6 protein-coding genes and 1 pseudogene are annotated in these 13,257 nt (G+C 61.6%); 2 read left to right on the forward strand and 5 right to left on the reverse strand.

Annotated features, from left to right (window positions below; genetic code table 11):
- The first annotated feature begins 89 nt into the window (after nt 1–89).
- Nucleotides 90–8,634, forward strand: a pseudogene (locus ACN6KF_RS29525) (glycoside hydrolase family 94 protein).
- Between the two features lie 311 nt (nt 8,635–8,945).
- On the opposite strand, the gene ACN6KF_RS29530 reads toward ACN6KF_RS29525, so the two are convergent.
- From ACN6KF_RS29530 to ACN6KF_RS29550, 5 genes are all read right to left on the reverse strand, one after another.
- Nucleotides 8,946–9,203 carry a hypothetical protein gene (locus ACN6KF_RS29530; RefSeq protein WP_434960444.1) on the reverse strand — a complete coding sequence of 86 codons (258 nt, stop codon included), beginning with the start codon at nt 9,201–9,203 and terminating at the stop codon, nt 8,946–8,948.
- Nucleotides 9,204–9,321: 118 nt separating this feature from the next.
- Complete coding sequence (locus ACN6KF_RS29535; protein ID WP_434960445.1) at nt 9,322–9,531, reverse strand: cold-shock protein; 210 nt, start codon at nt 9,529–9,531, stop codon at nt 9,322–9,324.
- A gap of 255 nt (nt 9,532–9,786) precedes the next feature.
- The gene (locus ACN6KF_RS29540) at nt 9,787–9,984 is read right to left on the reverse strand and encodes a hypothetical protein (protein WP_434960446.1); all 198 of its coding nucleotides are present in this window, start codon (nt 9,982–9,984) and stop codon (nt 9,787–9,789) included.
- Nucleotides 9,985–11,585: 1,601 nt separating this feature from the next.
- Nucleotides 11,586–11,864: a hypothetical protein gene (locus ACN6KF_RS29545; RefSeq protein WP_434960447.1), complete on the reverse strand. Its 279-nt coding sequence runs from the start codon at nt 11,862–11,864 to the stop codon at nt 11,586–11,588.
- 483 nt (nt 11,865–12,347) lie between these two features.
- On the reverse strand, nt 12,348–12,680 hold the full coding sequence (locus ACN6KF_RS29550; protein WP_434960448.1) for an NAD-dependent epimerase/dehydratase family protein: 333 nt from the start codon (nt 12,678–12,680) through the stop codon (nt 12,348–12,350).
- Here ACN6KF_RS29550 and ACN6KF_RS29555 point away from each other — a divergent pair.
- Nucleotides 12,665–13,225 (forward strand): hypothetical protein, encoded by a 561-nt coding sequence (locus ACN6KF_RS29555; RefSeq protein ID WP_434960449.1) that lies wholly within the window; start codon nt 12,665–12,667, stop codon nt 13,223–13,225. The genes ACN6KF_RS29550 and ACN6KF_RS29555 overlap by 16 nt on opposite strands.
- The last annotated feature ends 32 nt before the right edge of the window (nt 13,226–13,257 follow it).

Here is a 13,257-nt window from a genome sequence, read left to right on the forward strand (position 1 = left end):
ACCGATTTGGGAGGTGCATACGCGTGCTGCCATGGAGCTCGCCATTCATATGCGCTGAAGCCGGCGCTGACAGCGCGACTGGATAGGGAATGAACGCTTTGTTGCATCGGATGTTCGGGCTTCGCGCGCCACCACACCCATGGAGCGCCATCGCACCGGTGCGCGAGGAGCTGTTCGGCGTCGAGCGGCTCGAGCAGCATGCGCAAAGCCTCTCTGCTGCGCAAACGGTCACGAGGCGCCCGCCCGCCGTTCTGCCTCTACAGACACGGTTGAACGACAATGCCACTGCACTGCTCAAGGCGTACCGGGCAAGCGCCGCGGACGTGGAAAGCGGCCTTGGTATTGTTCCCGCGGCGGAATGGCTTCTCGACAATTATCATCTGGTCGAGGAGCAGATCCGCGAGATCCGGGATGACCTGCCGCCTGGCTATTATCGGCAACTGCCGAAGCTGGCGAGCGGGCCTTTCGCGGGCTATCCGCGGGTGTTCGGGCTAGCCTGGGCCTTCATAGCGCATACCGACAGCTATTTCGATCCCGAGCTACTGCGCCGGTTCATCCGCGCCTACCAGCAGGTCCAGCCGTTGACGATCGGTGAATTGTGGGCCGTCGCGATCACGCTGCGCATTGTCCTCGTAGAGAATCTGCGCCGGCTCGCCGACCAGATCATTGCCGGACGCGAGGAGCGGGCGGATGCCGACGCCCTGGTCGAAAAGCTTCCTGCAATAGGGCAGGCGGCTTCCGAGCTCGATGTCCTGATGGGCCCCTTCGTGCCCCTGTCGGACATCTTTGCCGCGCAACTCGCCAAGCGGTTGCGGGATCAGGATCCCAGGACGACCCCCGCGCTTGGATGGTTCACGGAGCGGCTCCGCCTGCAGGGCACCTCGATCGAGGACGTGGTGCAGCATGCCCAGCAAAGGCTGGGAGCATCCAACGTCACCGTGCGCAATGTCATCACCAGCATGAGGCTGATCTCCGACATCGATTGGGCGGACCTGTTCGAGACCGTGAGTCTCGTCGACGAGCGTCTTGGCTCGGGAAGCGATTTCGCCGCGATGGACTTCCCGACGCGCAATCTCTACCGGAGCGCGATCGAGGAACTCGCTCGCGGCTCGACATTGACGGAACTCGAGATCACCGGGCAGGTGCTGGAGACAGCGCGCCGGGCAGCCGCGGGCGTGGTCGAGCCCGAGGAACGCTGGCGCCTCGCTGATCCCGGCTACCATCTGATCGGGGACGGCCGGCGCGCGCTGGAACGGGCGATCGACTTCAAGCCGCCTCCACGAACGCGGATAACCCGCTTCGGCCTGCGCCTGGGCATCAGCGGATATGCGGGTGCCATTTTTTCCGTTACCGCCGTGCTGCTCGCCCTGGCGTCATGGGCGCTTGGCCTCTACGGCCTTGATGCCGGCTGGCTTGCCCTGTTCGTCTTGGTGGGGTTCGTGCCGGCGACGGAGGCCGCGATCGCGATGGTCAACCGAGTGGTTGCCTGGTGCTTCGGCGCGACAGCGTTGCCGGGCCTCGAACTCGCCGATGGCGTGCCGCAATCGCTGCGAACACTCGTCGCCGTGCCGACGCTGCTGACCAGCGAGGCCGATCTCCTCGAACAAGTCGAGCGGCTGGAAGTGCATCATCTGGCGGGCTCGAGCGGGGACCTGACTTTCGCCCTCCTCACGGACGGCCTCGACGCGGATCGGCAGACCGTCGAGAGCGATGCGGGACTCATCGCGGTGACGGCGCAGGCGATCGCGCAACTCAATCGACGCTATGGCCCGGGACCGGGAGGCGACCGGTTCCTTCTTCTCCATCGTCGCCGCCTCTTCAACGAAGGCGAGAGCACATGGATGGGATGGGAGCGCAAGCGAGGCAAATTGCACGAGCTCAACAGGCTGCTTCGCGGGGCCTCCGACACCAGCTTCGTGGCCGTGGAAGGGCGCCCCCCCCAGGTGCCGGACGGCGTACGCTTCGTCATTACCCTCGATGCCGATACCAGATTGCCGCGCGATGCCGCGCGCCGTTTGGTCGGCAAGATCGCCCATCCCCTCAACAGACCCAGATTCGACGACGGCGAACGACGAGTCGTGAGCGGCTACGCGATACTCCAGCCGCGTGTCACGCCGGCATTGCCGCTCGACCATGAGGGCTCCATCTATCAAAGGGTGTCGTCGGGCCCGGCCGGCATCGATCCGTACGCGGCGGCGATCTCGGACGTCTACCAGGATCTGTTCGGCGAGGGCACCTATACCGGCAAGGGTATTTACGACGTCGATGCTTTCGAGGCCGCTCTCGCCGGACGCGTGCCGGACAGCACGCTGCTGAGCCATGATCTCTTTGAGGGCGTTTTCGCTCGCGCCGGCCTTGCCTCCGACATCGAGGTCGTCGAGGAGGTCCCGCCGCGATACGACGTCGCCGCAAGACGCCAGCACCGATGGATCCGGGGCGACTGGCAGCTTCTGCCCTGGGTGTTCGGCTCCTCGACCGGGGACCGGGCGATGCCGCCCCTGGGGCGCTGGAAGATGCTGGACAATCTGAGGCGGTCGCTGCTGGCGCCCTTCACGCTGATGGCCTTTGCTCTGTCGTGGCTGTTCCCAATCCCTGCGGCAGCGGTCGGACTTGCGGTCGTGTTCGCGGCCGTTGCGATCCCGGCCTTCCTGCCGGGCGCTTTCTCCATATGGCCGCGCCGCTCGGGACTGCATTTGCGCAATCATCTCGGCATGCTCGATCGTGGCCTGCGCCTCGCGGCTGCCCAGGCGTTCTTTTCGATCGCCTTCCTGCCCGATCAGGCTTGGCGGACGGGAGACGCGATCACAAGAACCCTTGCGAGGCTGTTCGTCACGCATAAGCATCTTCTGGAGTGGACGACGGCGGCAAGATCGGCTGCAGCACCGCGCCTGAGCGTGGGTGGCTTCTATCGCCGGATGGCGGGCGGTGTGGCGCTTGGCCTGGTTCTGGCGGCACTCGCCGTCACGCTCGCTCCGGCCTCCTGGCTGCTCGTCCTGCCTTTCGCATTGCTCTGGGCCGGAGCGCCGGCACTTGCGTTCCGCATCAGCCGCGCGCCGCCGATCTCGCGCCGGCTTACCATGTCGCAGGCGGAGGCGGCCGATCTGCGCCTCACTGCGCGTCGCACCTGGCGCTATTTCGAGACCTTCGTCACACCGTCCGACAATATGCTGCCGCCCGATAATTTTCAGGAAGAGCCGAAGCCGGTGCTCGCGCGGCGTACGTCACCCACCAATATCGGGCTCTATCTGCTTTCCGCGGTTGCCGCCCGCGATTTCGGCTGGGCCGGGCTTACGCAAACCGTCGAGCGATTGGAAGCCACACTCGACACCATGCGCGAGCTCGCCTTGTTCAAGGGGCACTTCTTCAACTGGTATGATACGCAGAATCTGCGCATTCTCGAGCCGGCCTATGTCTCGTCGGTCGATAGCGGAAACCTCGCGGGTCACCTGATCGCGCTTGCCAACGCCTGCGAGGAATGGGTGGGCGCCGCACAGGCGCCGGATGTGAGGGCCGGCATGCTGGACGCCTTCACCCTGGCGCGCGAGGCGGCCGACGCCCTGCCCGCCGGAGGAGGAGGGCCCGGGCAACCACTCACCGTCATTCTCGATGAGATCGAGGCCCTGCTCAACAGTCCGAGGGCGATCGAGTCCATCGCTGCGCCGCTCAACAGGCTGGTCGAAAAGGCCACCAATTCGGCCCGCACTTCTATGTCTTTGATGAAGGACAATGGAGAAGGCGGCCCGCCAGACCTGTTGTTCTGGATCGAGGCGATGAGGCAAGGCGTGATCGAGTGGAGCCGTGATCGTCTCGGGATTGCCGATGTGCCGAACCTCCTCGAGGAGCGCCTGCAAGCGATCGCCGACACGGCGCGTGAAATGGCGCTCGCGATGGATTTCGCGTTCCTTCTCGATCCCGACCGGAAACTGCTGTCGATCGGCTATTCGCTTGCCGACAATGGCCTCGACCCAAGTTGTTACGACCTGCTCGCCTCGGAGGCGCGTCTTGCCAGCCTGTTTGCGATCGCCAAGGGTGATGTTCCCACACGGCACTGGTTCCGGCTGGGCCGAACCGCGACTCCGGTGGGAAGCGGTTCGGCATTGATCTCCTGGTCCGGATCAATGTTCGAATATTTAATGCCGTCGCTGGTGGTGCGTGCGCCGGCCGGCAGCCTGCTCGAGCAGACGAGCCGCCTGGTGGTAGGGTACCAGCAGGCGTATGCGCGCTCCCTCGGCATCCCGTGGGGCATATCGGAATCGGCCTACAACGCCCGCGACTTCGAGTTCACCTACCAGTATTCAAACTTCGGCGTGCCGGGCCTGGGTCTCAAGCGCGGCCTCGCGGGACAGGCCGTGATCGCGCCCTACGCGACGGGACTGGCGACCATGATCGACCCCCAGGCGGCGCGCGCGAACTATAGCCGGCTCGCTGCGATGGGCGCCCGTGGCCGCCACGGCTTCTATGAAGCGCTCGACTTCACCCGCTCCCGTCTGCCGGCGGAAGAGAAAGTCGCCATCGTGCGCGCTTTCATGGCCCACCATCAGGGCATGACGATCGTCGCCATCGCCAACACCCTCCAGGAGGGACGGATGCGCGCCCGGTTCCATCGCGAACCGATGATAAAGGCCAGCGAACTCCTGTTGCAGGAACGTATCCCGGACGAGATCGCCATAGCGCAAGCCCGGGCTGAGGAGGTGAATGCGCCGCCTGTCGCAGCCATCGACGAAGTTGCCTCGGCGCGGCGGCTTGCCGCCTCGGCTGCAGGCCCGCCGATGACGCATCTGCTCTCGAACGGTCGCTATGCGGTGATGCTGACCACCACCGGCGCCGGCTACAGCCGCTGGCGCGACATGGCCGTGACGCGATGGCGGGAGGATGCGACCCGCGACGACTGGGGGGCGTTCATTTTCCTCAAAGACGTCCAGACCGGAAAGGTCTGGACCGGGGGCGCACAGCCGATAGGGGACGGTTCCGGACACGGAGAAGTCATCTTCGGCGAGGACTACGCCCACTTCATCCATCGCGACGGCAGTCTGACCACGACGATGGACGTCCTGGTCTCTTCCGAGGACGATGGCGAAGTCCGTCGCATAGGCCTGACCAACAATGGTCGCCGCCCGCGTGAGATCGAGCTTACCTCCTACGCGGAAATGGTGCTGGCGACGCCCGCCGCCGACAACGCTCACCCGGTCTTTTCCAAGATGTTCGTTCAGACCGAGCATCTTGCCGAGTTTGGCGCACTCGTGGCGACGCGCCGGCCGAGGTCCCCTGACGAGCCACGGCTCTGGGCGGCCCATCTCACGGTGGTCGAGGGTGAGATTGCTGCCGATCCGCAATATGAGACCGATCGGGCCCGCTTCCTCGGCCGCGGCCGCACGATCGCCGACGCGGCGGCTCTCAAGGAGGATCGGCCGCTCTCGAACACGGTCGGCACGGTTCTCGATCCGATCTTCTCGCTCAGGCAGCGCGTGATCGTTCCGCCCGGCAAGGTGGTGCGGGTCGCTTTCTGGACCGTGGTTGCATCGTCGCGGCCCGAGCTTCTGGACATCGTCGACCTGCATCACGATCGCAGCTCGTTCGATCGTGCAAAAACACTGGCGTGGACCCAGGCGCAGGTTCAGCTTCGCCATCTCGGCGTCGCGGCGACGGAGGCGGCCGATTTTCAGCGCCTCGCTGCACCGATCCTCTACGCCGATCCGCGTTTTCGGGCATCGTCGGAAGCGATCCTGCGCGGGGCTGGACCCCAGTCTGGACTGTGGCCGCTTGGAATCTCCGGCGACCTGCCGATCGTCGTGCTGCGCATCGACGATATCGCGGACATCACCCAGGTCGGACAGTTGCTCCGTGCCCATGAGTATTGGCGCATGAAGCGCCTCGCCGTCGATCTCGTCATCGTCAACGAGCATGCCGCCTCGTACATGCAGGATCTACACATCGCGATTGAAATGGCCGTGCGCAGCAGCCAGTCCCGGCCAAGGCTGGGCGATGCCCACGCGAATGGCTTGGTTCATGTGCTGCGAACCGATCTCATGAGAGCCGAGGCCCGGTCCCTGCTGCACGCGGCGGCCCGAGTTGTACTCCACGCCCGTCGCGGGCCAATTGCCGATCAGGTCGGGCGCTTTTGGCCCCAAGCGGCCGTGCCGTCCCATGGCCGGCGGACAAAGGCGACTATACCCCTCGGATTGTCACAGCCAGCAGCATCCGAACTCGAATTCTTCAACGGCCTCGGCGGCTTCGATAGGGACGGGCAGGAGTATGTGACCATCCTCCATGGCGGCCGCATCACGCCCGCGCCCTGGATCAATGTGATCGCCAACACCAGCTTCGGCTTCCAGGTCTCGGTGGACGGAGCGGGCTATAGCTGGGCGGAGAACAGCCGCGAGAACCAGTTGACGCGATGGTCGAACGATCCGGTTGCAGACCCCTCAGGCGAAGCGATCTATGTGCGCGATGAAGTCACCGGCGATCTCTGGAGCCCGACGGCGCAGCCCATCCGTGACGGAGGTACCTATGTCGCTCGCCATGGCTTCGGCTACAGCCGCTTTGAACATGAGACGAATGGGATCGCCCTCGCGCTGCTGCAATTCGTGCCGCTTTCCGACCCGGTCAAGATCTCCCGCCTGACATTGCGCAACAATTGCGAGCGGTCGCGCCGATTGTCGATCACGGCCTATGCGGAATGGGTGCTGGGCATATCGCGCGGCGCTTCCGCGCCGTTCGTCGTGACGGAGATCGATGCGGTCACCGGCGCCATCTTCGCCCGCAACCCCTGGAACGCAGCCTTTCCGGGCCGCATCGCCTTCGCCGATCTCGGCGGGCGTCAGACATCGTGGACAACTGATCGTAGCGAGTTTCTCGGGCGTGGCGGGGAGCCTGGCACGCCGGCCGCACTCATGGACGAGCACGCGCTGTCGGGTGCGGCGGGAGCCGGCCTGGACCCCTGCGCGGCGCTCGCCACGAGCATCGAGCTCGGCGTGGGCGAGACAGTGGAGATCGTGTGGCTGGTCGGCCAGTGCAGTTCGGTGGAAGACACGCGCGAACTGATCATGCGCTATCGCAACGCCGATCTCGACGCGGTACTGGCATCGGTGACCGAACATTGGCAGACCCTGCTCGGCTCGATCCAGGTCAGGACGCCGGATCGCACCATGGACCTGATGCTAAACGGCTGGCTGCTCTACCAGGCGCTCGCATGCCGTATCACAGCCCGCTCGGCTTTCTATCAGGCGAGCGGCGCTTACGGCTTCCGCGACCAGCTCCAGGACGGCATGGCGCTATCCTTTGCGGCTCCCGAAGAGACCCGCCGCCATCTCCTACGCGCGGCCTCTCGGCAGTTCGTCGAGGGTGACGTGCAGCATTGGTGGCTACCGCATTCGGGCCAGGGCGTGCGCACGCGCATTTCCGACGACCGTGTGTGGCTTGCCTTCGCCACCGCGACCTATGTCGCTGCTTCCGGCGACGCTGTAGTGCTGGAAGAGACAGTGCCATTCCTGGAGGGGCCGCCGCTCGGCGAGGGCGAGCATGACGCCTTCTTCCAGCCCTCGATCGCCGACGAGCAGGAGACGCTGTTCGAGCATTGTGCTCGGGGGCCTTGACCAGTGCCTCGAACTTACGGGCGAGCACGGCCTGCCACTGATGGGGACCGGCGACTGGAACGATGGCATGAACCGGATTGGCGAAGGCGGGCGGGGCGAGAGCGTGTGGCTCGGCTGGCTGCTGGTGCGTGCGATCGCGCTTTTTGCTCCTTTTGCCGACAGTCGCGATCCGGCCCGTGCCGCACGTTGGCGGGCGCATGCCGCCTCCGTCCAAGCCGCGATCGAGCGCGACGCCTGGGATGGCGAATGGTATCGCCGGGCGACGTTCGATGATGGAACGTGGCTCGGCTCGAAGGAGAGCGAGGAATGCCGGATCGATTCCATCGCCCAGTCCTGGGCGGTGCTGTCGGGTGCTGCAGACCCCGCGCGCGCCGTGCAGGCGATGGCCGCCCTCAAGAGACACCTGATCCGCCGGGAGGATGGTCTGGCGCTGCTCTTCACACCGCCTTTCGACACGACCTCCCGCGATCCCGGCTACATAAAGGGCTATCCGCCGGGCTTACGCGAGAACGGCGGACAATACAGCCATGCCGCCATGTGGGCTATCATGGCCTTTGCAAAGCAAGGGGACGGCACAGCGGCTGCCGATCTGTTTTCGCTCCTCAATCCGATCAACCACGCCCGAACGCCTGAGGAGGTCGAGCGCTACAAGGTCGAGCCTTATGTCATCGCCGCCGACGTCTATTCCGTTCCGCCCCATGTGGGACGAGGGGGGTGGACGTGGTATACGGGCTCAGCCGCATGGATGTATCGCGCGGGCGTGGAAAGCATCCTGGGCATTCGCCGCGAGGGTGCCTACCTTGTTATCGATCCCTGCATCCCCGCTGCCTGGCCGGGCTTCGAAGCCACGGTCAAGATTGCCGCCACCCAATACACCATCCGTGTCGAAAGCCCATCCGATACGGGTTGCAACGTTGTTGTTGCGGCTGTCCTCGACGGGGCACCTCTCGGATGCGTCAAAGGCTACGCCCGTGTCCCCCTGGACGGAGGAATGCACGATTTGCGGATCAGTCTCGGTGGAAAGGTTATTCATGGGGCATGACCGTTCGTCAGCCTCTCCGATTCTGAGTTTGTGGAAGTGTTCGTCGGCATTGCCGCAACGTGCGCGATCTCTTCGAACAGGTGCCGGCCAAGCCACGGCCAATCGAGTTCATCGACGTGCTCGGCCGAAAGCCAGACCGGCAGTGCAGGCCGGCTTCAAGGCCACTATGAACGCACTGTTGCTGAAAGACTTTCCGCTGAAAACCCATAGAGGCCTGCGGAGCAGGATGGAGAAGGACAAGGCGGAGGAGGGCGCTGTAACAGGCCTGCCGATCTGGAAGGTTCCTCGAACAGCTGTTGTTCGGAAACGTCTCAGTCGGCCGCTTTGCGCAGCGGATAATTATTATGGTCGTAGAGAGACTGGATCTCGGCGCCGGTGTAATCGCCATCATCGGTTTCGATCATGAGCGTTCGCAGTTCTGCCAGCGACGTCTCGACCGCGAACTGAACGGCAAGTGCGAGGCTTTCGAACCGACGATATTTCTGGGGTGCCCTGCCTCGCATTGAACGAAAGGCCCCGGGTATCTGCACATATACCGCTGCGGGCGTCGTGAAATCCAATGTCGTCATTTCGGCAATCTTCTCGTAAATTACCATAACAAAAAGGCCGGGCGAACCCGGCCTTCTCATCGCGCATCAATGGCCAGTGCCAGTACATCCGTGGTCAAAGACCAGACGCGCCATATTCTCACGCAGCCTGAAGGTTCTCAGCTGCACTTTTTCCATTGCGCCGATCCGTCACGACATCAAACGAGAGCTTCTGACCCTCTACGATGGTGTGCATTCCCGCCCGTTCGACGGCCGAAATGTGAACGAACACATCGGAGCCTCCAGCATCGAGCTGGATGAAGCCAAAGCCCTTGGTCGTGTTGAAGAACTTTACGGTTCCGGTATTCATAACGATTTCCTTTCAATCGTTCATAATAAATAACCCACCGTGCAAAGCCCCGGCGAGTAAGTTTTGATCGATTTTTGGAGAGGAAAATCGTCGACGCTAATAGCGCAGAAAAAGATCGGCAACAAGATCGATGAAAATTACCATAAACTTTAAATATGATTATGGCAAGTCAGATAAATATTTTTAGAACTTTCTTCGGAAAGATCCCAGAAATTCCCGGAATTAACATCTCGTATTCCAGAAAATACGAGATGTTCACTTGTCGATCTTAACGACGGATAATCCACTCGGCAATGTGTCCCCGTCGCGAAGCTCAGCAAGTATCTGCGTCACGTCCTCCCGGAAGGACTCCCACATGGGCTCGCCCTCAAACCCTACCAATTCCTCATGTCCCTCCATGCGGCACATCAAGCGGCAAATGCGCTCCACCGGGCCGGAGAGGTTTTGGGACATCGTTCTTTCCTTTCAGTGTGTCTGTTACCGGTGAGCGGAAAGGCCCCTGCCTACCGTTCCGCATTCCCCCGATCGGCAAAGGGAGGCGTTTGCACAAGTGTCGCTATGAGTCGCAGCAAAGCCCTATGCTCTGGACCGTCTGCGCCAGCTCTGAGGAAGTCGCGCAAGGCGATAAAGGAAATGGCGGAGCCGGAAGGACCATTCGCTTGATGAATGATGATGGCCATCCCGTCCGAAGGATCGCGACCGAGGTACCAGACATCATCGCCAGGGCTTCTGTAAAGCTCACGTCGTTCTTCCATCTCAGTTCTCCTGTTTTGCGGTAGCCGGCAATGAGTTGGGTCAGCTTCAGGCAAAATGAGAGGGCCCGGGTGAGAGCTCCACGTCGCAGCCGTTCCCCGCCGCGCCGCTGGCTTCCTCAGTACCTGTCATCATGACAATGTGATTGTCTCACTTTCATTTGGACAATGGTGCGAACGCTGGCTGGGGTGACATCCAAGCAAAGGGACCAAGGTCATCATCCAGCCACGGACCCCCCTGCAGTCTATTGACAGGATCTTTCAAAATCACATTCGTCTTGCACGCCGACCAGAACTTATCCCAGGTCGCGTTGAGCTTGACTCTTCCTGGGAGCGCGGACGTTCTCGTCCGCTCTTGGAAACACGGCAATCGCGGATCGAAGAGCGGATCGTCCGACACTCTCTTGAGTGTTGCAGGGACGTCCGCGCTCCCAGGAAAGCTAAGTCTTCGATAGGTCAGTGTGTTTGAGACTCGATATTACTCGTCTCTACGGCTTTCGAGCCAGGGAAGCTCCTTTTCGTTTCTAGCCGATCAACGCTGGGATCTTGCCAGTTCGCTACGGCGCATGGGCGATGGCTTCCCGTAGCCTTTGAATGAGTTCTTCATGCCCTATGGCTACGGATACTGTCGTTTGATCACCCAGATATATCATCGACCCCTCCTTGAGAGGTTCGATTTTCAAAATCTGGGATACGTTCACAGTAACCGGTGTTGCGTCGCGGCCTGTCTTTGTGAGTGTCATGAGGATTGGTTTCATCTGCCCCCTCGGATTATGAATGTGGCCCCTGACGAGCAACATAACAAGGCGTGAAGGGTACGCTAAACAAGGAGGACCTTGAAGCTCTGCAGACAGCATTCCCTCATAAGCAAACAGGTGTTGCCTCGGTCTTGGTTTCTCACTCTGAAATCTCTGTTTTCCGTCCGCTGCCCGCTGCTGCGCTCCAACAGCATTGCACCTTATGGGGACGAGCGAATTAGACGGGCTCGCTGGACCCGTCGAGATCCGGGGGATGTCTTTTGGAGCCTGGTTCGCGTAGGCGGTGTCCCGTCGGTATTTGTACCGCCGGCGGTCTCTTCACGGTCGCCTTCGCTGTCATGCCTTTGTATTTCTTGCGAAACGTTGGAGCGCTTCTTGTAATAAGAACTTGAAGCGACAGAAAAATCGCTGTTCTTCGGTTGATTTTTTTGTGCAGACTTATCATTTTTATTTTTCATATTATCCAATCCAATCATCAAGTTTAGATCTTAAGCCTTATTTGTCGGATTTAATATGAATAAATATTTATTTTGTCTAAGTAATTCTAATTGCTCTTGTTTGCCGCGTGCTCATTCATCGAGGGCAATTCCAACTGAGGCCCGCGCACATAAACGACGTCGATGCCTACTTCTTGGGCCAAATTCGTTGCGGCTTTGACTGCATCGCCGCGGGTATGAAACGGCCCAATGGGGTCGGAGGGAACAACATCCTCCGAGTATGTGGCGCTGTTTACAACCCAAACGGGGCCGGTCAATTCAATCAGGACCCAATGGCTTTCCGTCGGAGGGCTTTCGTCTTCGCGAAGAAATCGAACCGTGGTCATCGCCGTTCCCCTACCAATCCTCATAGGGTGAGAACAGTATGGCACTCGCAAGGTTCCAGTTCGAGGTTGCCACACTCGCATGTGACGACGGTCTTTATCTGTAGGATCGCAGCGAAGTTGAGCTTTCACCGCGCGAAAACCCGGTACCCGGTTCCCACCACGCTGATCGCGTCAGACCCGCCGTAGATGCCCCCTGGTCGCTTCTAAATGTGGGTCGGCATTGTAGCGGGACCCCAGCCATACTCGGTATATCAATGAGTTAGAAAGCAGATCGGCATCGTAGGCGCGAGCCGAGCCACAAACGCGGAAAGGTTCAAAATGGAAGGCTTCCACTTGCTGGGAAGCGCTTCGCCGGTGCGGCTTTTGTCGGTGGCGCCGATATTCCAATCCGTATTCCAATGGTGTTTGTGCTGGAGCGGCGCATCATAGGTTTTGACGGTTCTGTCAGATCGACCATTTAGCCCGATGCTCGCGGCTGCCGGATCAGCCAGGGGCCGCGCGTACCTGGGCGAAGCCTTGGCGCCACGAGGGGTATCGCGGGATCCATCCGATTTCGGTCTTTGCTTTCCTGTTCGAGCCGGCCCGGATTTCAGTCATCATCTTGACCAGGTGGTCGCCGACAACGAACTGGGCGATCCATGCCGGGATGTGCATTGGTGGCTTGGCGCCAAGCAATTCTGCCAACGCCGGAAGCCACTCGCGGACCGGTGCTGGCTCATCGTCGACGACGTTGTAGATGCCAGGCAAGCCGCGGTCGACCGCCAGAGCTGTGGCTTCTGCCGCGTCGTCGATATGCAGGAATGACCACCATGCCATGCCATGCCGTTGCCGATGATCGGCATGCGGCGCTTGCGGATCTGCTCGATCAGGCTCGGATCGAATACGCCGCTCTCGGGACCGTAGAAAGCGCCATAGCGCAGGACGACCCCCTCCACGTCCCTCGACGTGGTGACGCGACGCTCCATATAGGTCAGCGCGTCGAGGGTGGGCTGCATCTGGTGGAGCCGGAACCGAAGTTCCGTCGTGCCATCGATGCTTTCTTTCTGTTTATCGAGCAGCAGCCGGTGGCTGCGCGGGTTTTGCTGTCGACGCCGACCGACAATTTAGTGGCGGCTGAACTGTCACGTGCGGTGCAGGTCGGGGCTTCCGCGAGACTGGTAGTTCTGCTTGCCACATTTATGCGGGGCGATGCTTCGCCCCGCGTGCAGGCTGCGACGGAGTTTCTCAAGCATGGTCTCCACGCGCTCGGCTTGTGGTGGTTCGACCATCCCGATGTCGCGCGTGCAGAACTCGTCGACGTCGTCATGCGCATCGCCTGGCTTGGGCTCCAAACCGATGATGCTCGAGGAGAGCCGTCGTAAACGGTGTCGACATATCGACCCGACGGGGGTGC

Origin of the sequence: Labrys methylaminiphilus subsp. lupini, from assembly GCF_051161885.1 — a bacterium.
In the GTDB taxonomy this organism is placed as follows: Bacteria; Pseudomonadota; Alphaproteobacteria; order Rhizobiales; family Labraceae; genus Labrys.